At 60.8% G+C, this 22,431-nt stretch carries 24 protein-coding genes and 1 other RNA gene; 9 read left to right on the top strand and 16 right to left on the bottom strand.

From position 1 onward, the window contains the following. Positions 1-144 precede the first annotated feature (144 nt). The gene (locus tag ACYVRZ_RS09890) at positions 145-273 is read left to right on the top strand and encodes a hypothetical protein (protein WP_461226484.1); all 129 of its coding nucleotides are present in this window, start codon (positions 145-147) and stop codon (positions 271-273) included. Positions 274-318: 45 nt separating this feature from the next. Here the strand turns inward: ACYVRZ_RS09890 and ACYVRZ_RS09885 are convergent, their stop codons facing one another. Continuing rightward, on the bottom strand, positions 319-1,227 hold the full coding sequence (locus ACYVRZ_RS09885; protein WP_461226482.1) for a Gfo/Idh/MocA family protein: 909 nt from the start codon (positions 1,225-1,227) through the stop codon (positions 319-321). 177 nt (positions 1,228-1,404) lie between these two features. On the opposite strand from ACYVRZ_RS09885, the gene ACYVRZ_RS09880 reads away from it, so the two are divergent. Next, the gene (locus tag ACYVRZ_RS09880) at positions 1,405-2,034 is read left to right on the top strand and encodes a sunset domain-containing protein (protein ID WP_461226480.1); all 630 of its coding nucleotides are present in this window, start codon (positions 1,405-1,407) and stop codon (positions 2,032-2,034) included. Continuing rightward, a complete protein-coding gene (locus ACYVRZ_RS09875) occupies positions 2,034-2,924 on the top strand; it encodes a DNA/RNA non-specific endonuclease (protein WP_461226478.1) in 891 nt (296 codons plus the stop codon). The genes ACYVRZ_RS09880 and ACYVRZ_RS09875 overlap by 1 nt, the downstream gene beginning before the upstream one ends. A 199-nt stretch (positions 2,925-3,123) precedes the next feature. Here ACYVRZ_RS09875 and ACYVRZ_RS09870 read toward each other — a convergent pair whose 3' ends face one another. From ACYVRZ_RS09870 to ACYVRZ_RS09860, 3 genes are all read right to left on the bottom strand, one after another. After that, positions 3,124-4,464, bottom strand: a complete 1,341-nt coding sequence (locus ACYVRZ_RS09870; protein ID WP_262314801.1) for a glucose-6-phosphate isomerase — start codon at positions 4,462-4,464, stop codon at positions 3,124-3,126. Between the two features lie 135 nt (positions 4,465-4,599). Beyond that, on the bottom strand, positions 4,600-5,448 hold the full coding sequence (locus ACYVRZ_RS09865; RefSeq protein WP_461226476.1) for a GRP family sugar transporter: 849 nt from the start codon (positions 5,446-5,448) through the stop codon (positions 4,600-4,602). 848 nt (positions 5,449-6,296) lie between these two features. After that, positions 6,297-6,893 (bottom strand): VanZ family protein, encoded by a 597-nt coding sequence (locus ACYVRZ_RS09860; protein ID WP_461226474.1) that lies wholly within the window; start codon positions 6,891-6,893, stop codon positions 6,297-6,299. Between the two features lie 178 nt (positions 6,894-7,071). Between ACYVRZ_RS09860 and ACYVRZ_RS09855 the strand changes: the two genes are divergently transcribed. The 4 genes from ACYVRZ_RS09855 (at position 7,072) to ACYVRZ_RS09840 (ending at position 12,273) form a co-directional block, all read left to right on the top strand. Then, positions 7,072-9,267, top strand: coding sequence for an LTA synthase family protein (locus ACYVRZ_RS09855; RefSeq protein WP_461226493.1), 2,196 nt, complete (start codon positions 7,072-7,074; stop codon positions 9,265-9,267). 194 nt (positions 9,268-9,461) lie between these two features. Next, positions 9,462-10,223, top strand: a complete 762-nt coding sequence (locus ACYVRZ_RS09850) for a hypothetical protein (RefSeq protein ID WP_461226472.1) — start codon at positions 9,462-9,464, stop codon at positions 10,221-10,223. Between the two features lie 30 nt (positions 10,224-10,253). Then, on the top strand, positions 10,254-10,826 hold the full coding sequence (locus tag ACYVRZ_RS09845) for a hypothetical protein (RefSeq protein ID WP_461226471.1): 573 nt from the start codon (positions 10,254-10,256) through the stop codon (positions 10,824-10,826). Positions 10,827-10,974: 148 nt separating this feature from the next. Beyond that, the gene (locus ACYVRZ_RS09840; RefSeq protein ID WP_461226491.1) at positions 10,975-12,273 is read left to right on the top strand and encodes a Y-family DNA polymerase; all 1,299 of its coding nucleotides are present in this window, start codon (positions 10,975-10,977) and stop codon (positions 12,271-12,273) included. On the opposite strand, the gene ACYVRZ_RS09835 is transcribed toward ACYVRZ_RS09840, so the two are convergent. From ACYVRZ_RS09835 to ACYVRZ_RS09815, 5 genes are all read right to left on the bottom strand, one after another. Continuing rightward, entirely contained in the window at positions 12,274-12,774 is a 501-nt protein-coding gene (locus tag ACYVRZ_RS09835) for a hypothetical protein (RefSeq protein ID WP_461226469.1), read from the bottom strand. Positions 12,775-12,878: 104 nt separating this feature from the next. Further along, a complete protein-coding gene (locus ACYVRZ_RS09830; protein ID WP_461226467.1) occupies positions 12,879-13,313 on the bottom strand; it encodes an ACT domain-containing protein in 435 nt (144 codons plus the stop codon). A 69-nt stretch (positions 13,314-13,382) separates the two neighbouring features. Further along, positions 13,383-13,727 (bottom strand): hypothetical protein, encoded by a 345-nt coding sequence (locus ACYVRZ_RS09825; RefSeq protein WP_461226465.1) that lies wholly within the window; start codon positions 13,725-13,727, stop codon positions 13,383-13,385. A 113-nt stretch (positions 13,728-13,840) separates the two neighbouring features. Further along, positions 13,841-15,316, bottom strand: a complete 1,476-nt coding sequence (locus ACYVRZ_RS09820; protein ID WP_461226463.1) for a sensor histidine kinase — start codon at positions 15,314-15,316, stop codon at positions 13,841-13,843. Further along, positions 15,313-16,041 carry a response regulator transcription factor gene (locus ACYVRZ_RS09815; protein ID WP_461226461.1) on the bottom strand — a complete coding sequence of 243 codons (729 nt, stop codon included), beginning with the start codon at positions 16,039-16,041 and terminating at the stop codon, positions 15,313-15,315. Before ACYVRZ_RS09815 ends, ACYVRZ_RS09820 begins: the two co-directional genes overlap by 4 nt. Positions 16,042-16,201: 160 nt before the next feature. Here ACYVRZ_RS09815 and ssrA point away from each other — a divergent pair. Together ssrA and ACYVRZ_RS09805 are read left to right on the top strand one after the other, a co-directional pair. After that, positions 16,202-16,567, top strand: a transfer-messenger RNA (tmRNA) gene (ssrA, locus tag ACYVRZ_RS09810). Positions 16,568-16,823: 256 nt separating this feature from the next. Further along, a complete protein-coding gene (locus tag ACYVRZ_RS09805) occupies positions 16,824-17,162 on the top strand; it encodes a hypothetical protein (protein ID WP_262314812.1) in 339 nt (112 codons plus the stop codon). 43 nt (positions 17,163-17,205) lie between these two features. Here ACYVRZ_RS09805 and ACYVRZ_RS09800 read toward each other — a convergent pair whose 3' ends face one another. The 7 genes from ACYVRZ_RS09800 to ACYVRZ_RS09770 form a co-directional block, all read right to left on the bottom strand. After that, the gene (locus ACYVRZ_RS09800; RefSeq protein ID WP_461226458.1) at positions 17,206-18,567 is read right to left on the bottom strand and encodes an amino acid permease; all 1,362 of its coding nucleotides are present in this window, start codon (positions 18,565-18,567) and stop codon (positions 17,206-17,208) included. A 146-nt stretch (positions 18,568-18,713) separates the two neighbouring features. Then, positions 18,714-19,169, bottom strand: coding sequence for a hypothetical protein (locus ACYVRZ_RS09795; protein ID WP_461226457.1), 456 nt, complete (start codon positions 19,167-19,169; stop codon positions 18,714-18,716). Positions 19,170-19,266: 97 nt separating this feature from the next. Further along, positions 19,267-20,457 (bottom strand): acetate/propionate family kinase, encoded by a 1,191-nt coding sequence (locus ACYVRZ_RS09790; protein WP_262314815.1) that lies wholly within the window; start codon positions 20,455-20,457, stop codon positions 19,267-19,269. Positions 20,458-20,459: 2 nt separating this feature from the next. Next, on the bottom strand, positions 20,460-21,476 hold the full coding sequence (locus tag ACYVRZ_RS09785) for a class I SAM-dependent methyltransferase (protein WP_461226454.1): 1,017 nt from the start codon (positions 21,474-21,476) through the stop codon (positions 20,460-20,462). A 70-nt stretch (positions 21,477-21,546) separates the two neighbouring features. Continuing rightward, a complete protein-coding gene (locus ACYVRZ_RS09780) occupies positions 21,547-21,756 on the bottom strand; it encodes a hypothetical protein (RefSeq protein WP_461226452.1) in 210 nt (69 codons plus the stop codon). Continuing rightward, on the bottom strand, positions 21,743-22,210 hold the full coding sequence (locus ACYVRZ_RS09775) for a hypothetical protein (RefSeq protein WP_461226451.1): 468 nt from the start codon (positions 22,208-22,210) through the stop codon (positions 21,743-21,745). Before ACYVRZ_RS09775 ends, ACYVRZ_RS09780 begins: the two co-directional genes overlap by 14 nt. Next, complete coding sequence (locus ACYVRZ_RS09770; RefSeq protein ID WP_461226449.1) at positions 22,182-22,421, bottom strand: hypothetical protein; 240 nt, start codon at positions 22,419-22,421, stop codon at positions 22,182-22,184. The genes ACYVRZ_RS09775 and ACYVRZ_RS09770 overlap by 29 nt, the downstream gene beginning before the upstream one ends. Positions 22,422-22,431 lie beyond the last annotated feature (10 nt).

The raw sequence follows: 22,431 nt of genomic DNA, 5'->3' as shown, positions 1-22,431 counted from the left end.
CTGAATTCTTTGGTCGGGACGATGAACAGGAAGCCGTGTGGTGTCCTGTTTGTGTGCTGAAAACTAAATGGTATAGAAAAAGGAGCTGGCAGGCAAGTAGCCTATCAACTCCAAATATCGTAGCGCCAGAATCCGGAGGGTCACATGAAAAAACTATCACTTGCCGCCGCAATCGTCACCACGGTTGCCGGCGGCGTCACGCTCTTGTGCGGGGCGGTGACACTGGCCAGCGGTATCGTCGGCCTGGCCGCCACCCGCGACCAGCGGCGCTGAGCGGCCGACCGCTGGCTCGAGCCGGCGGCCACCCCTAAGGCCCCACTACAGCTGCTTGACCATGTCCGTGAGGATGGCGTGGGTCAGGCGGCTTGTTTGTGGTGCCACCGGGTTGGCCCCCGATTGCGCAACCGCTGCCACGAAGGCCCGGATCATCGGCGCAAAGCCGCGCGTCTCGAGCATCGGCTGCCAGTCCGGTGCCTGAGTCGTTCGCACCTGGCTGCCGGTGTAAACCTGCAGCCGGCTGAGGTCTTGAACCCGCGAAATGCCGGCGGTGGTGGCGACCGTCGCCTCTTCTAGGTTGCTGCCGGCTACCAGATTGATGGCGGCCGTCCCGCGCAAGCCGGCGGCCGTAAAGGTCACGCTGGCCTGCTCGAGCAGCCCCTGATCGTTGAGGTGCAGGCTGTACCGCGCCTTGGGTTCCTCGGGAAAGCCGGCCAGCGCAAGCGCCGTGTCCAGCGGGTGAATCAACAGATCGAAAATGGCGTGTTCCGGCGCCTGCGGATCGGCCGCGCGGTTCTTCGTCACCTGCACGAGGTTCTTGTCGGCAAGCGCCGCTAAGGCCTGAATCTGCGGGGCGAAGCGCCGGTTGAAGCCGACCGTCAGCAGCTTTTGGTGCTGGGCCGCCAGTAGGTACAGCTCCGTCACCTGGGCCTGCGTCGTGGCCAGCGGCTTGTCGACGAATACATTAACACCGCGGGCCAGGAAGTGCTTGACCAGCTCGTAGTGAACCGCCGTGGCGGAATGAATCATCACCGCGTCCAGGCTCAGCTGATCGAGGGCGGCGACGTCGGTTCCCGCCGCCACCATGTGAAACTGATTGGCCAGCCGGGTGACCTTGGCCAGGTCACGGCTTTCCAGGTACCACTGCACCTGATCTTGCATCTGGGCGTAAACCGGAAGGTAGGCCTTTTGGGCGATGTTGCCCAGGCCAATCACACCGATGTTTAACATACTGCTCACCTTTTTTCATTAGTCGTTAAACTAACGCTAACACAGCCTTCAGGCGGGGTCAAAGCCGAACGGAAAAATTTAGAAACAATGATGAAAATGCTTTCAGCTCTAGAAATCCGCCCGCCCTTCCCGGATAATGAGGGGGTCCGTGGAGACAACTCATTGGGGGGAATATTGATGAAACGACACACGTTGCGCCGCAGCGGCCTGGTCGGCTTGCTAATTGCCGCGCTGGTGGCCACCGGTACCGGTTGCGCCGCGTCGAGCACCGCACCGGAGCCGCCGCGCATCACGCAGGCGGCCAAAACTGAGGCCGCTAAGCAGCACCGAACCAAGGTGGCCCTGACGGCGGCGCTCGCCGAAAAGCAGGCCAAGGCCGACAAGCTCAACAAGGAGAAGGAAGCACTGGCGGCCGAGCAGGAAAAGCGCGATGAGGCCGCGGCCAAGGCATCAAGCGTCGCGCAGGCGAAGGCCGACCAACTCGCCAAGGAGAAGGAAGCCGCCGCGGCCAAAGCCAAGGCGGCGGCCGCAGCGAGCCAGGCCAAAGCGGCAGCGTCGTCTCGCGCCGCCAGTTCCGCTCGCGTCGCGGCGGCGAACCGGGCCGCGACCAGCCGCAAGGCCACCGGTGGCAGCCGCAAGCAGGGCAACCTCGACACCGGCGCCGCCAAGACGATCGTCGGTAATGTGAACTCGAAAATCTATCACGTTCCGGGCCAGGCCAGCTACCGCATGAACTCGGCCAACGCGGTTTACTTCGCCACCGAGGCGGAGGCGCAAGCGGCCGGTTACAGAAAGGCGAAACGCTGATGACAAAAACCATGACGCGACTCGCCCTTTTGGCCGGGATCCTGCTTTTGACCGGCTGCAGTGCGACGCCGACCCCAAAGGCCGATCCGGCCTACACCAAGTTTCAATCCAGCGCCAAGGCCACCCGGGCCGCCAACAGCAGCCTTGAGGCGGCCATCGCCGATACCGACCAAGAGATTCGCCAAACCACCGAAGACATCGCGGCACTCACGGCCGACCTCGCCGACTCAAGCAGCACCGCCTCAAGCAAGACTAGCAGCAAGGCCGCAACCAGCGGCAAGCCAAAGGCCGCCGGCAGCGGGGCCACCAGCCCCGCGACGCTGGCGGCCAAGACCTACGCCGGCGACCAGGAGCTGACCGTGGACAACAACGCCCCAGGCTTTGCCGCAAGCGAGCTCAGCACCGCCCGCGGGGCCTGGGAGCGTTACGCGAACCTGGACGCCGACAACCGTGCGGTGGTGGCCGACGCGCTGCTCAACACCAGCCTGATGCCGACGGCCGATCGCACGGCGCTGACCTGGGATCCGACCGGCTGGCACAACCGCCGCACTGCCCATGGCTGGCTGTACAACCGCAGCCACCTGATCGGTTTTCAGCTTTCCGGGGAGAACAACAACCCCAAAAACCTGATCACCGGCACTCAGTCCTTGAACAACCCGTTGATGCTGGCGCATGAAATGGACATCGCCACCTACCTCAAGGGCAGCAGCAAGCGCTACGTTCGCTACCAGGTGCGACCGATTTACCGCGGCCACGAGCTGGTAGCCCGAGGCGTTCAGATGCGTGCCCAATCAGTTGGCGACAACACCATCCGCTTCAACGTCTACATCTTCAACGTTGAGGACGGCTACACCATCAACTACGCCACCGGCACCAGCACCACCAACTGATTCACCGAGCGTCGCGGCCACGCGGCGCTTTTTTGTTGCCCCAGCCGACACGCGCAATCTGCTGGGGGCCACCCGCCGCCCCTTGCCAGCTGGCGGCGCGACCATTTTTGGGGAGGCCACGGCCGAGCAGCCGCCGCAAAACCGGCGACCACAAAAAAGCACCCGCGCTTCTCAGCGGGGGTGCCTGTCGCGCGTCCGGTTACAGGCGAGCGTTCAGTTCCTTGGTCATGTCCTCGTAGCCGGGACGGCCAAGCAGGGCAAACATGTTCTTCTTGTAGGCTTCGACCCCTGGCTGGTTGAACGGGTTGATGCCGTTCAGGTAGCCGGAGATGGAAACCGCGGCCTCGAAGAAGTAGATCAGGTAGCCCAGCGTGTAGGCGTCTTGCTTTGGGATGGAGACGGTCATCACCGGCACCCCGCCATCGGTGTGGGCCAGCACAACGCCTTCGTAGGCCTTGCGGTTGACTTCGCTCATGGAGCGGCCTTCCAGGTAGTTCAGGCCGTCCAGGGAGCCTGGCTCCGCCGGAATGGTCAAGTCGTGGTTCGGCTGCTCAACCCAAACGACGGTTTCCATCAGGTTGCGCAGGCCTTCTTGGATGTATTGACCCAAAGAGTGCAGGTCGGTACTGAAGTTGGCACTTGATGGGTAGATGCCCTTTTGGTCCTTGCCTTCGGATTCGCCCATCAGCTGCTTCCACCATTCGCCCAGGTACTGAAGCGTCGGCTCGTAGTTTTCGAGCAACTCCGTGGTGTAACCCTTGCGGTACAAAATGTTGCGGTAAGCCGCGTACTGGTAAGCCTCGTTTTTGGCGAGGTCGGCGCTAGCGTACTCGGTGCGGGCGTCTGCGGCCCCTTGCATCAGCTGGTCGATGTCGCCACCGGCAACGGCGATTGGCAAAAGCCCAACGGCAGACAGCACGGAGAAGCGGCCGCCGATGTCATCCGGCACAACGAATTCTTCGTAGCCCTCGGCATCGGATTCATCCTTCAAGGCACCCTTGGCCCGGTCGGTGGTCGCGAAAATGCGATCCTTGGCGGCTTCCTTGCCGTACTTGGCAATCAGCTTGGCCTTCAGGACGCGGAACGCGATGGAAGGCTCCGTGGTGGTCCCGGACTTGGAAATCACGTTCAAGGAGAAGTCGCGGTCGCCGATCACGTCAAGCAGGTCGGACAGGTAGGAGCTGGAAATCGAGTTGCCGGCGAAGTAGACCTCCGGCAGCTTGCGCCCAGGTTCCGCGTTGCGGAAGGTGTGGGACAAGAAGTCGATGGCCGCCCGGGCGCCCAGGTACGAGCCACCGATACCGATGGCGACGAACACTTCGGAGTCTGCCTGGATCTTTTTGGCCGCGGCCTTGATGCGGGCGAATTCGTCCTTGTCGTAGTCAACGGGCAGGTCGATGAAGCCGCGGAAATCGTTGCCGGCACCGGTGCCTTCGCGCAGTTCCGTGTCAGCCGCCGTCACCAGCGCCTGCATCTGACCAAGCTCGTTGTCGTGAACGAACTTGCCCAACTTGGATGAATCAAATGAAATGTGAGCCATAAGAATCTGTTCCTCCTAAGATTTGTTCAGTAGTCGGTTTCAACTTTAAGCATGTTTTCACCCAAAAGCAAGGTGTACCACCGCGATTGTGAAAAGTCACCAGTCGGTAACACCTCTACATATTATAGCACCGGACTACTTCATCATGCCCAAGACCACCCCGCCGGCGATGATCAAAACCGAGCCCCAGGCGATCCAGGTCATTTCCTTGTGGGTCTTGCGTTCGCCGAGCAGGAAAATCGCCCCGAACGTCGAAATCACGATGCCCATCTGAGACATCGAGTAGGCAATCGCCAGGCCGACCTGCGCCATGGCCATCAGCATGAACACGTTCCCGGTCCCCCACAAGACCCCGGTCAGCACGTTCTTGCCGGTTTCCTTGTTGAAGGCGTCGTGGCCGATTGAAAACAGCAGGGCCCCGATCACCATGCCGACCGCCTGTGGCAGTACCACGGCCGTGGCATCGAGGTGGCCGGCGTTGACCACGATCGTGTAGCCGGCGTACCCGGCCGTCGAAAAGAGCAGGGTCCTAAGCCCCTGGGCCAACCTGGTGTCGGCCGCGGCGGTGTCTTTTTCCTTGCGGGAGGTCAGGATGGCCCCCAGCACCAGGAACAAAAGCGCCAAAAGCCCCATGCCGACGTCCTTGCCGCTTTGCCATTCGTGGAACAGCAAGGCCCCGGCCAAGGTGTTGGCAACCAGTTGCATGCCGGTGGACATCGGGACGGTCATCGACACCCCGATGTACTTCATGGTCTGGAACTGCTGGCTTTGGCCCAGCGCCCAAAACAGCCCGGACAAAATGCCCAACGCCCAGACCTTCGTGTCGAGAACCGGCCGCATAATCAGCCACGTCCCAATGCCGAACACCAAAGCCCCTAACGTCATGCCGAGCGTCTGCTGGTATGCGTTACCGCCTAATTTGGCACTGACAAGCCCGATTGATCCCCAGGCCAGTGCCGGGATCAGCGCGATAATGATTGCCATTTAATTTCCTCTTTTCATCTCAGGTTGTTTTCTGCAAAAGTCACAAGTAGTTATTTTATCGTGATTTCGTTTTCAACACAAGCCCGGGGCGGCCGCGTCATGTTTCTGCAAACGGATTCTGAATTCGGTTGCACGGCTCGACCACTCGGCCCCCCGCTTCGGCGAATGCCCGGGGGTGGGGATTTGCGCAAAAGGCCACTTTTGCAAAAGTTTCTGCAATCTTTTTGTGAGATTGGCGCATGTCGCGCACTTTTTCCAAGTGGTTTTCACAAAGTCGCTTACGGCTTACTTTTTTTCTGAAAATTTGATTGCTTCAAAATGACGGTCTGCCGTTATTGAATTCACCCGCTTCAGGGTAGCATGAAAATGGCGGGGTGGCCACTTTGCGGTTTGCGCAAAAAAGGTCGAGGCAGACAGGCCGCCTCGACCGCGCCGAAGCCACCGTGAGGGAGCCCCACGGCGGCCTTGGCCTTCTTACTGGTGTTTTGCTAATTCAAAGCGGTCTTGCAGTGGTGCTTGCCCCCTGTCAGCCGGCACCGCAGCTACCTCGCAAGCGAGTAGGTGCCAGACTTTGCGGCAGGAAGATGGTGGTCCACACCCTGGTGGTCGGCCTCAATCGGAGGGGGCCGTTGCACGAAAACGTCGACGTTGTTGCCTGGTTCGGCATGGCATGGGTGGGGGTACTGGGAATGCTTATGTCCCGGACCTTCCCCCTAAGCAGTAGAGTTGCAATCGCTGCGGCCGCAGCGCTTTCCCTGCCCGTTGACAATCATCTGACTATAATGTAAGCCCTGCCACGGCGGCCGTCAAATTTTAAGCTCGGCATCAAATAACCGCCGAGCCAGGACTCAGCGGCGAATCAGCTTGAACAAGGCGTACCCCAAGACGGCCCCGACCGTGTTGAAAATCAGGTCGTCGATGTCGGCCACCCCGCTGTACAGCAGAAACTGCAGCCCCTCAATCGCAACCGACAGGCCGACACCGGCCAACAGCACGCGCCACAGCCGAGGCTTTGGCAAAAGCCCCGCCAGCCCGTAGCCAAACGGGACGAACCACACGACGTTGCCCAGCGACTGGTACCAAAAATCCAGCTGCGATGCCCCGTTGCGCAGCTTCAGCGTCTCGACCAGCGGCTGCCAGTTGATGTCTGCCAGCGGGTGGTTGAAATAAAAGTGCAGCTGCCACGGGTAGTACCACTGGCGAAACACCGTCAGCATCAACAGCAAAATTACGTAGCCGGCAAACACCGCCACCTTCAGCTCGTGGCCGATTGCAAGCGGCTTGTGCCGCAAGCCACGCCACAGCAGGCGCAAAGCCAAATACACCAGCAGGTACAGGATGGTTTTGTCTAGGCTGTACATCATCAGCCGCACCAACGGAAAGTGGTTGATGCGGCCCTCCAAGTGTTCGCGAACCACCTGGTACACCGGACCCAAAAAAAGCATAAGCGCCTCCAATCGCCCACTCATTTTACCAGACCGCCGAAGGCTTCCGCCGCCGTTTAAGGCATTCTTACGAAAAGGCGGCCGGGTCTCATTTCGTTTGCCCCCCTCAGGCGTTACGGGTACAATGAAACGGAACCTTTACGAACGGGAGGATACCGTGAAAAACCTGATCAAGCGCATGCGTTCCACGCGCCTCGGCTTCTTAAGCCTACTATTGATATTGATCTGGCTGAAGACCCTGTTCGCCTACTACGTTGACTTCAAGCTCGGCGCAACGGGCCTTCTCCAGCAGATTATCTTGTTCTTCAATCCGCTGGGGGCGTCGGCTGCGCTGCTGTCTTTGGGCTTGTACCCGCGCCGGGCCAAGGTTGGCTACTGGCTGGGCGGCGTGATATACGTCCTGCTGTGTGCCCTGCTGCTCACCAACGTCTTGTACTACCGTGAGTTTTCGGACTTCATGACCGTCGGCACCGTGATGAGCGTCAAGAACGTCTCGTCCGGCCTGGGTGGCTCGTTTGTCAACATGATCATCTGGCAGGACCTGGTGTTTGGCGTCGACTTTGTGGTGGTTTTGGCCGGCTTTTTGGGCTACAGCATCTGGAACCTGTGGCGCTACAGCCACCATCAGCCGCTTTGCTGGCCGCACTTTGGCCTGCGCTTCGACGCGCGGCCGATGCCCTACCACGTCCCGCAGGCGGTGTCTGCCGTGGCCGTCGCGCTGTTTGGCCTCAACATGACCATCAGCGAGCTGAACCGGCCGCAGCTGTTGACCCGGACCTTCGATCGCAACTACATCGTCAAGTACCTGGGGCTGGCACCGTTCACCGTGTACGACGCCTTTCAGACGGTTCAAAACAATCAGGTTCGCGCCACCGCCGACAGCGCCGACATGGACAAGGTGCTGGCCTACACCAAGGCCCACTACGCCAAGCCCAGCCCAAGCTATTTTGGCGCGGCCAAGGGCAAAAACATCATCATCATCCACCTCGAGTCCTTCCAGCAGTTTCTGATCGGCGCCAAGATTGACGGTCAGGAGGTCACGCCGTTTTTGAACTCACTGGTCAAGGAGAAGGACACGCTGAGCTTCGACAACTTCTACCACGAGGTCGGCCTGGGCAAAACCTCGGACGCCGAAAACATGCTGGAGACCAGCACCTTCGGCCTGTCGACCGGCTCGCTGTTTTCAAGCCTCGGCACCGACAATACCTTTCAGGCCGCGCCGGCCCTGCTCGACCAATACGCCGGCTACACCAGCGCGGTGTTCCACGGCGGCAACGGCACCTTCTGGAACCGCAGCAACACTTACAAGAGTCTGGGCTACGATTACTTTTTCGACGGCGACTTTTACAACCACGAGGACGGCACCACCACCGAGTACGGCATCAAAGACAAGCTGATGTTCGCCGAGACCAGCAAGTACCTGACCCACCTGCAGCAGCCGTTTTACGCCAAAATCATCACGACCACCAACCACTACCCGTTTTACATCGCCGACTCGGACACCGACTTTCCGGATGCCGGCACGTCCGATCCCTACATCAACGGGTACTTTCGCACCGCCCATTACCTGGACGCCGCGTTGCGCGAGTTCTTCACCTACCTCAAGCAAAGCGGCCTGGAGCAAAACAGTCTGGTCATGATGTACGGCGACCACTACGGCATCTCCAACGACCGCAACCAGACGCTGTCAAGCGTTCTGACGTCCAGCACCTCCGACTCCACCGGCGACACCGCGGCCGACTGGACCGCCTTTGACGACACCAACCTGCAGCGGGTCCCGCTGATTTTCCACATGCCGGGCCTACAGGGGGGCCTCAACCATACGTACGGCGGCGAAATCGACGTGCTACCGACGCTCTTGCACCTCGCCGGCGTCGACACCCAAAACTTCGTGCAGTTCGGGACCGACCTGCTGGCACCCAAGCACAACCAGGTCGTCGCCTTCCGCAACCACAACTTCGTGACCCCGCAGTACACGGTGCTCGGCAGCACCGTCTACAAAAACGGCACCGGTGAGGTGGTCACCCCGACCGCCGCGCTACAAAAAAAGCTGGCGGCGATTCAACAAGACGTCGACACCAAGCTGACCTTATCCGACACGCTGGCCACCAAGAACCTGCTGCGCTTCTACGTGCCAAGCGGCTTCACCCCGGTCAACCCGGCCAAGGCCGCGTTCAACCGCAGCCTGGCCAACATGCTGAAGGTGGAACAAAAGAAGGGCAAGGCCTCGACCTCCTGGTTCAGCCAAAACCAGGCCCATCCAAGCATCGGCGACTACCAAACCGATGCCCCCGAGGTCCAAAGCAACCGCGATGTGATCACCCAATTCCCGGCCAAGGTTCGCAACCAAGCCACAAGCATTCTGGCCAACTGAGGCGATTGCCTGGGCCACACTGTCGCATCCCCGAGGCGCGTTTTGACGAACGCGCCTTTTTGGTGCGGTCCTTTCGCCGGGCGTTTCTTCCGGGGAAGTTCATATATTTTTCAAACCTGGCGGCTATACTCGTTATTGTAAAGGGCGAAAGCCTTTAATCCGGCGGGGTGCCGCCAGCCAAGGCAGGTGACGACATGCGGTTTCTCGAACGAACTTTCAGTGCATTGCGCTACCACCGTGCCGCCTACCTGACCGAGTTCATCGCTAGCCTCCTGCTTTGTGCCGTCAGCATCCTGATGCTCACGGTTCGCGCCCAGGGGCTTGGCATGCGCCAGAACTTCGGCGACCGGCTGGCGCAGTTCACACCAAGCGCCGTCACCAAGGCCGGTCAGCTGATCGGCGGCGTCCAACGGGCCTACAGCCAGCTGGATTCGCAGCTGCTTTGGGCCTGGGGGCTTTTGATCGGCGCCACCGCGCTGGTCAGCTTCTTGTTCGCCCTGCTGTTTGCAAGGCGCCGGCGCCAGGAGAGCCTGGCCTACCTGATGGTGGGCAAAAGCACCGGCGCGATTCTCGCGCAGTACCTGCTTGAAAGCCTGATTGTCGCCGGCGCCGGCTTCCTGGCCGTCTGGCTGCTGTGCCTGTTGTTTGGGGCGAACGCGGCCGGCTGGCTGAGTCAGCTGACCCGCGCCGGCTTTTCCGACCAGCTGCAAGGGACTTTGGCGACCGGCACCATTTCGCGCGACCTGACGACGCTGATGCACTCACACGTCACCACCTTCAGCGGTCCCGGCCTCCTCGTGCCCAACCAGGCACCTGGGGCCCGGCCAGCGCTTGCCCTCAGCGGCGAGGGCTGGACCCTGGTGGCCATCGTCGGTGCCGTCGCCCTGGGCCAGGCCAGCGCCTGGCTGCTGCACCTCGGGCGCCTGCGCTGGCACCTGCGGCGAAGCCAACCCTAATGTTTTCCCTCATCAGAAAGGAGGGCCACCATGCCACTATTTCACAACCGCGCCGCCAAGGCCTTCCAAGCGCAACTGCACCAACTGTTCAGCCCGGCGGACCTCTACTTCATCTATCAACCGGACCAGGCAACCCTGCAAACCACGACCCACACTTACACCCAGCAATTCCTGGCCAACGGGGCGCGAAAGGCGCTGGGCCTGATCGACGAAACCGACGCCGGCATCATTCCCTACCTCAGCGTCCAGGCCAACCTGCTGATCAACGGCCAGACCCAGTCGTTCGCCCTGATTCCCGCCGCCTTGCGCCGCGACCTTGTGTTCCTCGATCAACCGGCGCGGGACCTGACGCCGGCGCAAAGCCTGTACGTGCAGCTGTTTCGCGGCCTGTTCGCCGGGCGTCAGTTCCTGCTCATGGCCGACTTTCCTCCGTCCATGACCCTGCAGGAGAAGCGCTTGTTCATGGACACCGCCACCACCGCCGTTCGCCAGACCAACACCAGCCTGTTGGTGCTGACCACCGACACCAACCTGGTCGCCGCCCATCCCGCCACGAGCTGGTGGGAAGCGCCCGAACTGCAGCCAACCGCCGCGGCGCAGTAGCCTGCCGCCGCCCAGTCTGACACGCCCAAAGGCCTTGCCGCAAACCCGTGGCAAGGCCTTTTTGCGCTACGCTACCGCACGACACTTGTGGCATCGCGCTTGCTTTTTGCGAACACACGTTTGTATAATGAGGGGCGAGGTGATCACTATGTATGCCCAAGAACCCCACCGCGTGGTGTTTTTGATCGATAACAAGTCCTTTTACGCCTCGGTCGAGTGCGTCGCGCGTCACCTGAATCCGCTCAAAACGCCGCTGGTGGTGATGTCCGAACAGAAAAACACCAACGGCGGCCTAATCCTGGCCACCTCGCCGACCGCCAAGGCGAACTACGGGCTGCAGGCCAACGTCAGCCGGCAACGCGATTTGCCGCAGGACCCCGCACTGATCGTCGTGCCGCCGCGCATGAACCTTTACATCAAGCGCAATCTCGCCATCAACACCATTTTTCAGCGCTTCACCGCGGCCGGCGACTGCTGGCCTTACTCCATCGACGAATCCGTGCTCGACGTCACCCGCTCGTGGCGGCTGTTCGGTTCCTCGCCGCTCGCTTTGGCCAAGCGCATTCAGGCCACTGTTCACCGCGAGCTCGGGCTGTATCTGACCATCGGCATCGGCGAGAATCCACTGCAGGCGAAGCTTGCGCTGGATCTGTTCGCCAAGCACACGCCCGACTTGATCGGCAAGCTCAGCTACGCCACCTTCGCCGCCAGGATCTGGCCGCTCACCGAGCTGGACGCGGTGTGGAGCATCGGGGCTCGCACCGCCAAGCGCCTCAAGCGCCTCGGCGTCACCAGTATGTACGACCTCGCCCACCTGCCGCCGGCCGCCTTGAAGGCCGAATTCGGCATCATCGGCACCCAGCTGTTCGCCTTGGCCTGGGGCGTCGACCGCAGCGAGTTGGCGCGGCGCATTCGCGTTCGCGCCCCAAGCATCGGCAACTCGCAGGTGCTGCCGCGCGACTACGCCACCCAAGAAGAAATCGAGCGGGTGATCACCGAAATCGCGCAGCAGGTCGCGGCCAGGCTACGCCACCACCACCGCAAGGCCGGTCGCATCAGCCTGAGCATCGGCTTCTCCTACGCCGCAAGCGAGACCGAGCAGCGCAGCGGCTTCAGCCACAGCGCGACCATTCCACCGACCAATCAGGACGCACCGCTGGCCGCCGCCTTGGTGCGGTTGTTTCGCAAGGCCTGGCACGGGCAGGTGGTGCGTAACGTCGCCGTCAGCACCGGCCACCTGACCCCCGACGTCGGCGAGCAGCTGAACCTGCTTGAGCCCGTGCGAACCCAGCTGCACCGCACCGACCTCAACCGCGCCTTGGACGACATCCGCACCCGCTTCGGCTTCACCCGCCTGGTGTACGCCACCAGTCTGCTGCAAGGGGCCACCGCCATCGCCCGGGCGGGGCTGGTCGGCGGCCACAACGGCGGCAACGCCTACGACTGACTACAGCGAAAAATGATAGGCGGTTTCATCGGCTAGGTGCATCGCGTCAACCACCGCCACCCCGTGTTGCTCTTGAACCTGGGCCAGCAGGTAATCCCGCACGTCCACGGTCAGGTAGGTCGTCACGCCCTGCTCAATCGCCGCGGACAAGCCCAGCCCGTGGTGACGTAGGCCGCGAATCTTGGCCCAGGTGTGGGCGAACATCACCCGCCCGGTCAGGTCAATGTGTACCCGCAGCGTTCCCTTGCGTTCGTGATCATCGAAGTGCAGCACCGCCACGCGAAAATGGGCACACCACACCGCGACCAGCAGCAGCACCGCCAATCCCAGCGCGACCGAGGCCGCTACCGCCACCGCCGCCAGCAACCCACCGGCGGCCGCCAGCGGCAGCCCGGCCAGCCAGACGCTGGCCACCAAAACCGCGAGCACCAACATGAGGGCCGGCAGCAACACCACCAACCCCAGGAAAATCACAAACACCAGCCGCACCACACGCCCCATGGGTCGTCGCCACCTCACATCAAATTAGATATCAGTTAGAATAACCCTCATTTTACGATTTTTCAAGCAGCAAAAAAGCGCAGCCCTCGCTGCGCTTTTGCGCGTTACTCAACCGAAATCAGCGTCACGTCGGTCACCCCGCGCGACCGCTTCAAAGACGCCATCAGGTCGTCGACGGATCCCTTGAGATTCGAGATGTCAAAGGAGATCACGACGCTGGCCCAATCGTGAATCGGGATGTTCTGGTTGATGGTCACGATGCTGGCATCCGCGGCCGACATGGTGTTGAGCACCTCGGACAAAATGCCGCGGTCGTGGTGCAGCATCAGCGAAATCACGGCCTTGCGCTGCGTCAGGCCGGTGTCTGGCATGAACACGTAATCCTTGTACTTGTAGTAGGTGCCGCGGCTGATGCCGACCATCTTGACCGCCTCGGACACCTGCCGCACCTGGCCATTTTCGATCAGGTTCCGCGCCTTGATCACCTTGTCGACGACCTCGGGCAGGATGCTGCTATCAACGATGTAATACTTTTCCATGGGAAAGACCCCCGTGCCAAAATGTTGCCTTCATTGTACCACGAAAGCTAGACACGTGTTCCAGAATGTTTACGGTTCGAGATGCTCCTCGTGGTACCCGGTCGCCGGCCGCGGTGCCTGGGCTCGCGCCGCCGCGCGGCCCTGCAACCCGCGAATCACCAGCCGCACCAGCAGGCCACCGAACAACACGATGAACAGGCCACCCAGGGCTACCAGCCCCCAGTCGCGCTTACCCAGCAGGCTGGCCAGCGCCAGCCAGACGCCAAGACCCAGGCCGGCGCCGTTGACCACCCCGGCCAGGCTGAACAACACGCGGTTGCGCCTCGCGTGACCCGGCCGGTAAGGCGGCGCAAACAGGTACTCGGCCAACGGCTCCAACAGAAACTCCAGCAGGCCGCCCAACAAATCCCCCATGCCCTCATCTCCTTTGACCCGATTATGCCACCACCAAGCCGCCGCGTCATCCGCCTTGGGTCTGACCACGCCAAAGGGCCAAGCCGTTGCGGCTTGGCCCTTTGATGGGAGTTCTACTTGGTGTGAGTGATCGGTGCCTGCTGCGGCGCGGTTTCCTCATCCGGGAAGGTGACCTTGAAGGTGGTCCCCACGCCCTGCTGGGAATCGACGGTGATGCTGCCGCCGTGCAGCGTCACCAGCTGGTGAACGATCGCCAGCCCCAGCCCCGACTCACCGTACTTGGTGTTCTTGCGCGATGGATCGGCCTTGTAGTAGCGTTCCCAGATGTTTTGGACCTGGTCTTCGGTCATGCCGATGCCGGTGTCCGACACCGCCAGCTCGGTTTGGTGGTAGCCGGCCTTGGCACTCAGCGTGATGGTGCCGTTTTGCGTGAACTGGATTGCGTTTTGGGCGATGTTGAACATCACCTGCACGAAGCGGTCGTGGTCGGCGTAAACCGGCACGTCGGCCGCGGCGTCAAGCACCAGCTGGTCGCCGGCGGCATCGGCCTTTTGCTTGAGCTGCGACACCATCCCGGCCAGCGCCTCCGCGGCGTTGAAGGTCTGCTTCTTGAGCAGAATCTGATTGGTGCGAATTTTTTCGTAGTCGAGGTTCTCGTTGACCAGGCGAATCAGGCGCTTGGTCTCGTTGCGCATCAGCTCGATCGATTGCCCCTTGCTCTCCTCGGGAATCGCGTCGTAGGCCAAGCCCTCGAGCAGCCCGTTGATCGTGGTCAGTGGGGTTCGCATCTCATGCGCCGCATCGGCCATGAACTGGCGGCGCCGCTCCTCTTGGCGGTGAATCTCGGCCTGGCTGTCGCGCAGCGAGTGGACCATGTCTTGAAAATCATTGGCCAGATCCGACACCTCGTCGTGGCTCTTGCTTTGCACCTGGACATCGATGTCGTAATCGCCTTCGGCCACCTGGTGGGTCACCTGGCGCAGCCGGTTGATCCGGTTGACCTGGTAACGGGCGACGAAGTAGGACACGACGATGGCGACCAGCGCCGAGAGCAGAAAGGCGATAAACAGGTTGTACTCGGTTTTGCGAATCGAGCTTTGGATGTTGTCGACCGGCGCATAGGCCGCGACCACGAACAGCAGCTTGTCGCTGAGGAACACCGGCCGGTAGTAGATGGTCATGCTCTGCTGCTTGCCGTTTCTGGGGTTGGTGGTCAGCTCGGGCAGCGCCACCGAAGTCCCCTTCTTGAGCTTGGCCCAGGTCTTCGCCTCGATGCTCACGACCATGTTGGCCTGGTTGTTGGGGTAAACCGCGGCGTTGTCGGCGTTGTAGATCATGAAGTGGACGCGCTGGTTTTGCAGGATTTTCTCGGAGTTTTGGATGAAGGCCGCGTTGGGCTCAAAGGCGCTGCGAGCGACGTTGACCTGCAAGGCGTTGTCGGCCAAGACGTCGGTGTACTCCTCCAGCTGATCGAAGCTGTTGGACCAGACGTTGGCGGTGGTCGAGCGGATGAACAGCACCGACACGATCGCCATCATGACGAAAATGACGCCGAAAATCGCCAGCATCTGCTGATAAAGCATCTTCATGCTTGCGTGTCCAAGGCGGAGTCATCGAACTTGTAGCCGACACCCCACACGGTTTGAATGATTTGCGGCCCGACCTTCTCGATTTTCTGCCGCAACTTCTTGATGTGGGCATCGACGGTTCGCTCGTCGCCGTAGTACTCGTAATCCCACACCAGCTGCAAAAGCTGCTCGCGCGAGAAGACCTGCTTGGGGTTTTTGGCCAGCGTGTGCAGCAGGTCGAACTCCTTGGGCGTCAGCCCCTCGATCAAAGACGAGTCGAGGTAGGCCTCGCGCGTCTTGGTGCTGAGCTTGAAGTGGGCGGTAACCACGTCGAAGTCGCCGTTGTCCGCCTCGGCGTCTGTGGCCGGTGCGACCTCGACCTCGGCGCGGCGGTGCAGCGCCTTGATCCGAGCCACCAGCGTGATCGGCGAGAAGGGCTTGGTCACGTAATCGTCGGCACCAAGCTCGAGACCAAGCACCTGGTCGCTTTCGGAGTCACGCGCCGTCAGCATGATCAAAGGCACCGTGGCCGACAGCTTGCGAATCTCCTGGGCCACCTGCATGCCATCCATCTTCGGCAGGTTCAGATCCAGCGTGATGATGTCGAAGCTCTCGGGCGCCGCCTTGAACAGGGCCAGGCCCTCCTCGCCGTCGTAGCCGTTGACGACCTCCCACTTCTCTTTTTTAAAAAACATGTCCATCATTTGGGCAACGCTCTCGTTGTCCTCAATCATCAGAATTTTCATATTTTACTCCTCGGTTTAGCTTGTTGCAGGCATTCGCGGCCGGCAGCCACACACCGCGGTGCGGCCGGGTCGGCGCGGTCTTTCTTCATGTTTCAGAGTAGCACGGCGCCGGCCCTTTGACAAACGATTATCGCCCGTGCTACCATATAGGTTGCATATCGGGGGTGTAATGGTCTCGACATTGGTCTTGGCACCCGTGGTGCACTCCGGAGTCCGTCTCCGTCATCAACGGACACAGTTAATTTAACTGCAAACAAAGAAAACTCTTACGCTCTCGCTGCTTAATTAGCGCCTTAGCGTGATCCTCCCGTTGTCGCTCAAGCGGCGGATCTGGGTCTCAAATCAATTGAGCTACGGTCGCCTTTCCCGTCTGAATCGGTGACAAGAGATCATCAGACTAGCGCTTGCGGGTCAGCCCTGTGACCTGGCGCACCGCCTGCGCGAATTTCAAATGAGGTCACTATGAGTGTAGAGCTGCGCTTCGCGGGGCTGATGGACAGGAGTTCGATTCTCCTCACCTCCATTGGTCAATCCCCGATGAACCGGCGACGCGATTTCCGCGTCGCCGGTTTTTGTTTGCTTCGATGACCCGTAAGTCTATGATGCCCGAAAGCTGTGAACATTTTGTGTCAAAAGCGGTGAGATTCCCGGACACCGCGCCTGCAAGCGAGGCAACAAACTTGAATACGATGCAGCCAAGGTGGTGCAATAGCAGTGGCGGCAACCCGCCGCAGACGTCCAGTCCGGATCGACGTGAAAAGCTGGAAGAGATGGGGGCAAACATGAAGAAAGTAATCGCAGCGCTGCTGACCGCCTTGACGGTGCTTTTGGTGCTGACCGCGTGTGGCGGCGCCAAGGCGGCCGACTACCCGACGGCGGCCAAGGCCGAGGCGGCCCTGAACGCCGGCAAGAAGCTGGAAGGCAAAACCGTGACGTTCAAGGTCCTGAAGGTGGAACCCAGGAGTGCCTTTGGCTACAACCTCGAGGCCGGCAAGCACCTGAACTTCGCTTCTGCCAAGAACCCAGGCGTCAAGAAGGGCGCGACGGTGACGGTCAAGGTGAAGAAGGTCGCGTCGATGCTGGGTTCGTACATCATCAGTTACACCGACTTGAAACAGTGACGCCAAAAAGGCCAGTCATCGAGGACTGGCCTTTTGAGTACCGTCAGCGTTGAACCCGCCGGCGATGCAGCCGGTAACCCACAGCGATTGCCGCCAGCCAGGCCAGAGAAAGCAGGGCCGGCACCGCGGTGTCGACGTGAACCAACATCACCACGCCGGTGACGGCGAGAAAGGCCAGCGCCAGGTAATCGCCGAGTGGAAACCACGGCGCCTTGAAGGTGTTGGCCGTCGGATTGAGCTTGCGAAACTTGAGGTGAGCGACGAGGATGGCCCCCCACACAAAGAGGAAGCTGGTGGTCGCAACGCTTGAGATCAGCTTGAACACCCCACCCGGCAGCAGCATGTTCAACACCACGGCCACGGCGATGATCAAAGTCGAGGCCAGAATCGCGTTGGCCGGCACCTGCCGCCGCGAGAGCTTGCCGAAGCGCGACAGCCGCGGATTGGGGCTGTGCAGCGTGAGTGAAAACAGCATCCGGCCGGTCGAAAAAAGGCTGGAATTGCAGGCCGAGGCCGCGGCGGTCAGGACCACGAAGTTGATGATGTCGGCCGCCGCCCGGATGCCGACGCTGTCAAACACCTGCACAAAGGGGCTGGAGGTCGGACTGACCGAAGACCAGGGGTAGATGCACATGATCACAAACAACGCCCCGATGTAAAACAGGATGATCCGCACCGGTAGCTCGTTGATGGCCTCAGGAATCACCTTCTTGGGGTTGGCGGTTTCACTGGCGGTCAACCCCACCATTTCCACCCCGGCGAAGCTGAAGGTGACCATCTGAAGCGACGCGAGAAACCCGCCTAGGCCCTTGGGGAACAAGCCGCCGTGGCTAACCAGGTTGCTCAGCCCGGCCGTGCCGCTCGCGGTGCGGTAATGCACGATAATCATCCAGGCGCCGACGACGATCAGCGCGATGATGGCCACGACCTTGATCAAGGCGAACCAGAACTCGGCCTCACCGAACAGCCCGACGGAGATCAGGTTCACCAGCAGCAGGATCAACAGCGCCACCAGCCCCGGCACCCACTGCGGCACCTGCGGCAGCCAGTAGCGAATGTACATCCCCACGGCGGTCACCTCGGCCATTGCGATGGCCAGCCAGCAAACCCAGTAGGTCCAGCCCGTCACAAAGGCGGCGCCGCGACCGAGGTAGCGGCCGATGAAGTCGACGAAGCTGTGCTGTGACAGGTCGGACAGCAAAAGCTCCCCCATCGCTCGCATCAGAAAAAAGCACATTCCACCGGCCAGCAGGTAGGCCAGCAGAATCGAGGGCCCCGCCTGGTGAATCGACTGCCCCGCCCCGAGGAACAGGCCGGTGCCGATGGTGCCGCCGATGGCAATCAGCTGAATATGGCGGCTCTTGAGACTGCGGGAAAGCTCGGGTTGATCCGTGGTTTTAGACATGTGTGTTCCTCCAAACATGTCGTCAGTATACCAGTTCCAACGGCCGCCACAAAGGCGTTCGCTCACCACACCACACCAAAAAACCGCGCGGCCGGCCCGACCTCACGCGGTTTTGTTCACTTTATTGGCGAAGACGTGAAATTAATTCACTTCATAATGACCACCCGCTGCGGCGGCATCTGCTGCTTCAGGTACTTGGCCAGTTCCGTGGCGTCTTGCTTGAACGTCATCTTGACCACCGTCACCTGCCCAACCGTCGCAACCAGCTGGGTGCCGCGCGAGGCGGCACTCAGCTGCACTTGTGTCAGCTGCGCCAAGGGCCGCATGCTGCCAAAGCCGTTGACAAGCTCCATGCTGCTGATGCCGCGGCGCCAGGCTGCAAACACCAGCAACATCCCCACGATGAACAAGCCGCTGACGTAATCGTTCAGCGTGTGGCTGGTGGCCCCCGTGAGGCCGGCCATCAAGACCGCCACGGTCAGGTAAAAGGCCAGCCAGCCGCGCCGGATTCGGGCCTTGAACACCAGGGTGTGTCGCACGTACAGCAAGGCGCCAGCGGCGATCACCAGCACCACCAGTAGCGCCCAATTCATTAGACTCATGCGCATCCTCCATTCATTGACGTTACCTTACACTTTTGATTGACTCCGCACAAGCCAAAAAACAGGAGGAGGCCGCGGCCTTCCCCTGTCGTTGACATTACTTGCTCAGCCGGACCACGTCACGCGCAATCATCAGCTCTTCGTTGGTCGGCACCAAAAGCACCTTGACCTTAGAGTCGTCGCTTGAGATGATGCGTTCCTTGGCCATCACGTCATTGCGCTCGTCGTCGATCTTGGCGCCGAAGACGGAAAGGCCCTCGATGATGCGCTTGCGTTCGCGCTTGTCGCCTTCACCCATGCCGGCGGTGAAGACCAGCACATCGATGCCACCCATTTCGGCGATGTAGCCGGCGACGTACTTCACGATGCGGTTGGTGAAGATGTCGATGGCCAGCTGGGAATCCGGCCGCTCCTCGCGGGAGTTTTCGATTTCGCGCATGTCAGGCGACAGCCCGGAGATGCCGTACAACCCGGATTGCTTGTTCAAAATGTCGATGATGTCCTGCGGATCACTCAAGTTGAGTTTTTGCATCAGGTAAGCGACCAAGGACGCGTCGATATCCCCGCTGCGGGTGCTCATCGTGACGCCGGCCAGCGGCGTGAAGCCCATCGAGGTGTCAAAGGACTTGCCGTCTTTTTCCGCCGTGATGGAGACGCCGGAGCCCAGGTGCATGGTGACCATGCGCAGGTCCTTGAGGTCCTTGCCCAGAATCTCAGCAGCGCGGTGGGACACGTAGCGGTGGCTGGTGCCATGGGCGCCGTACTTGCGAGCCCCGTACTTCTTGTAGTAGTCCTGCGAGATGGAGTACAGGTAGTTCATCTTCGGCATCGTGGTGTGGAAGGAGGTGTCAAACACGCCGACCTCCGGAACGCCTGGCAGAAGCTTCATGAAGGCGCGGATGCCGTTGGCCTCGGCCGGGTTATGTAACGGTGCGTATTCCGCCAAGTCATCCACTTCCTTGAGGGACTCAGGCGTCAGCAGCTCGGATTCCTTGAAGCGCTCGCCCCCCGCAACGATGCGGTGGCCGACGCCTTCGATTTCGGCGTAATCCTTGATGATGTCAAGCTCGATTAGGGCCTTCAGCAGCATGTCGACGGCCATGTCGGCGGTTGGAATGTCTTTGACCACCACGTATTTTTGGCCATCGCCGTACTTGACCTTGAACTCGGAGTCGGTCAGGCCCATGCGGTCGACCATACCGCTTGCGATCACGGTTTCCTCGGGCATGACGAACAGCTTCCACTTCAGCGTGGAGCTACCGGCGTTAATTGCAAGAATCTTTGACATTGTTACATCTCCTCTAAATTAGTTGCAGACCATGTCCGCACCTCTGCCAAAAAGGCGCTGAATGCCTGCTGGTCCTCAAGCGCCGGGAATGTTCCCAGCAACACCTGCTTGGCCTGGTGCGCGTTTGGGCCGGGCTTTTGCAGCACCAACAGCGACTTACGAGCCGCCGCCGTGGCAAACAGCGATTCCGGCAGGTTGAGCAAGCCTTGAAAGTGCATGTGCCCAGTCAGCCAGGCGGTCAGGCCATTGGCTTCGGTAGACTGAAACACCCCGCTTGGCACGAAGAACAGCCCCAGACCGCCCGGCCGCAGCGCCCGCATGCTCTGCTCGATCAGCAGGTGATGGGCGAAGCTGTGGCCGGTGGTCGCCGCCGTGTCGAACTGCTTGGCTCGCTCGTCCAGCGGGTAGTACCCCACCGGCAAATCCGACACCACGAGGTCACGCCCCATGGCCGCAAGCTGAGCCAAGGCGTCCTGGTGGTAAAGCGTGACGTCCAGCTGCTGCATGCGCCCGCTCATATCGGCGAAGGCCAGCAGGGACTCGTCGTTATCAACCAAGGTGCCGCGCGTGGCCACGCCAAGCGCCGCATGTAGGCGATTCATCACGGCGTAAATCAGGTTGCCCGACCCTGCCGCAAAATCCGCGACTTCAAGCGGCCCCTTCGCGTTTTTGATGAAGGTCGTGACCAGAAACGTCGCCAGCCCCGCCATCAAGTCCGGCGTCACCTGCTTGTTAGGCTCGATGCCATCCACCTGAATGGCCTTGACCAAGACCAGCTGCCAGGCCTCGCGAATCTCCTCTGCGGTGTAGGCGCTGAGGTCGATGGGGTCCAGCAAGGCAGTCAGCGCCGCAACGGTGGCCTGGCTGGGCTGGCCGTCGGTTCGGGCGATCTTGCCTGCAAGGAGGTCATCGCCAATCTCCACCGCGCAATCCAGGTAGCTGACATCCAGCTGCTTGTGCAGCTGCGTTGTCGCCGACTCAAGCGCCGTGTAAAGTGACTTCAAATGTGCGTTTGACATAGTGCCTCCTTAAATGTACATGACCAATTCTACCGGTCAACTGTATCATAATCAAGCGGTTTCTTTCGCATTATTCCGGCGTTTGGCTGGTATCAGGCACCTGGTGTTCGGCCACCCATTCGGCATAGGCAGCCGCAAAGTCGGTCCGTTCCACCTTGAGCCGAACGCTGTACTCATCATGCCAGACCGCAAACTGCCGCGTCAATCCCGCGGCCACCAGAAGCACCACGGCCAAAAGCGCCAACGCACTGAGCAAGGCGCTGGCGCTACGGCAACGCATTCAGCACCCCCGACAGTGCGGCGCCGTCGACGAACGATAGGCGAAAGCCAATCTTGTCGTGCGGCAGGGCGGTGAATTTGACCGCGTTAGCCCCTTCTATTAGCGGCCGATACCCTCCCAGCTCCGTGACCAGACGCAGTTGAGGGGGATTGGGGGACTTGACATATGCCTCGATGATGTCCGTCTTAGCATTGCCCTCCGCATCAGCCGGTCGTGGCATCGCCAGCCTGCCCTCGGCCAGAATGGTCAGCGGCTTGCCGGCCGTGAACGTGACCATCATGCGCTCGGCGTCCAAAGCATTGAGCGTCTCCCGCTCATGCGCCCAGCCGCGCAGGCCGAACGCCACCGCGGTGCCCCACAACTCGACAGACGCCGCCAGTAGCGCCAAGGCGGCGACCGCCTCAATCAAAGTAAAGGCCGCGCGATCACGGCCAAATCCCCACCAAAGTGCCATTCAGCCACACCTCCAGTTGCTTGCCATGGTTTTTGACGACGTAATCGCTGTCGCCAACCGTGACGGTCACTTCCCCATCCTGATTCGGATCAAGCGATGCGAGCCCCACGCGAGCGGCGTACCAAGACGCGGTTTCGATTCGAGCCGTCACCACCTGTTGCTGATAGCCATGCTGAACCAGCAGGATCACAGCTACAATCAGGGCGATCACACTCAGGGCC

The sequence above is a fragment of the Lacticaseibacillus suihuaensis genome, from assembly GCF_054785075.1.
This window is presented reverse-complemented; position numbering and strand designations above follow the sequence as displayed.

Bases quoted from the DNA above. Each gene is read 5' to 3' on its own strand.
- ACYVRZ_RS09890 (WP_461226484.1), top strand. From the start codon at position 145: ATGAAAAAACTATCACTTGCCGCCGCAATCGTCACCACGGTTGCCGGC.
- ACYVRZ_RS09885 (WP_461226482.1), bottom strand. From the start codon at position 1,227: ATGTTAAACATCGGTGTGATTGGCCTGGGCAACATCGCCCAAAAGGCC.
- ACYVRZ_RS09880 (WP_461226480.1), top strand. From the start codon at position 1,405: ATGAAACGACACACGTTGCGCCGCAGCGGCCTGGTCGGCTTGCTAATT.
- ACYVRZ_RS09875 (WP_461226478.1), top strand. From the start codon at position 2,034: ATGACAAAAACCATGACGCGACTCGCCCTTTTGGCCGGGATCCTGCTT.
- ACYVRZ_RS09870 (WP_262314801.1), bottom strand. From the start codon at position 4,464: ATGGCTCACATTTCATTTGATTCATCCAAGTTGGGCAAGTTCGTTCAC.
- ACYVRZ_RS09865 (WP_461226476.1), bottom strand. From the start codon at position 5,448: ATGGCAATCATTATCGCGCTGATCCCGGCACTGGCCTGGGGATCAATC.
- ACYVRZ_RS09860 (WP_461226474.1), bottom strand. From the start codon at position 6,893: ATGCTTTTTTTGGGTCCGGTGTACCAGGTGGTTCGCGAACACTTGGAG.
- ACYVRZ_RS09855 (WP_461226493.1), top strand. From the start codon at position 7,072: ATGCGTTCCACGCGCCTCGGCTTCTTAAGCCTACTATTGATATTGATC.
- ACYVRZ_RS09850 (WP_461226472.1), top strand. From the start codon at position 9,462: ATGCGGTTTCTCGAACGAACTTTCAGTGCATTGCGCTACCACCGTGCC.
- ACYVRZ_RS09845 (WP_461226471.1), top strand. From the start codon at position 10,254: ATGCCACTATTTCACAACCGCGCCGCCAAGGCCTTCCAAGCGCAACTG.
- ACYVRZ_RS09840 (WP_461226491.1), top strand. From the start codon at position 10,975: ATGTATGCCCAAGAACCCCACCGCGTGGTGTTTTTGATCGATAACAAG.
- ACYVRZ_RS09835 (WP_461226469.1), bottom strand. From the start codon at position 12,774: ATGGGGCGTGTGGTGCGGCTGGTGTTTGTGATTTTCCTGGGGTTGGTG.
- ACYVRZ_RS09830 (WP_461226467.1), bottom strand. From the start codon at position 13,313: ATGGAAAAGTATTACATCGTTGATAGCAGCATCCTGCCCGAGGTCGTC.
- ACYVRZ_RS09825 (WP_461226465.1), bottom strand. From the start codon at position 13,727: ATGGGGGATTTGTTGGGCGGCCTGCTGGAGTTTCTGTTGGAGCCGTTG.
- ACYVRZ_RS09820 (WP_461226463.1), bottom strand. From the start codon at position 15,316: ATGAAGATGCTTTATCAGCAGATGCTGGCGATTTTCGGCGTCATTTTC.
- ACYVRZ_RS09815 (WP_461226461.1), bottom strand. From the start codon at position 16,041: ATGAAAATTCTGATGATTGAGGACAACGAGAGCGTTGCCCAAATGATG.
- ACYVRZ_RS09805 (WP_262314812.1), top strand. From the start codon at position 16,824: ATGAAGAAAGTAATCGCAGCGCTGCTGACCGCCTTGACGGTGCTTTTG.
- ACYVRZ_RS09800 (WP_461226458.1), bottom strand. From the start codon at position 18,567: ATGTCTAAAACCACGGATCAACCCGAGCTTTCCCGCAGTCTCAAGAGC.
- ACYVRZ_RS09795 (WP_461226457.1), bottom strand. From the start codon at position 19,169: ATGAGTCTAATGAATTGGGCGCTACTGGTGGTGCTGGTGATCGCCGCT.
- ACYVRZ_RS09790 (WP_262314815.1), bottom strand. From the start codon at position 20,457: ATGTCAAAGATTCTTGCAATTAACGCCGGTAGCTCCACGCTGAAGTGG.
- ACYVRZ_RS09785 (WP_461226454.1), bottom strand. From the start codon at position 21,476: ATGTCAAACGCACATTTGAAGTCACTTTACACGGCGCTTGAGTCGGCG.
- ACYVRZ_RS09780 (WP_461226452.1), bottom strand. From the start codon at position 21,756: ATGCGTTGCCGTAGCGCCAGCGCCTTGCTCAGTGCGTTGGCGCTTTTG.
- ACYVRZ_RS09775 (WP_461226451.1), bottom strand. From the start codon at position 22,210: ATGGCACTTTGGTGGGGATTTGGCCGTGATCGCGCGGCCTTTACTTTG.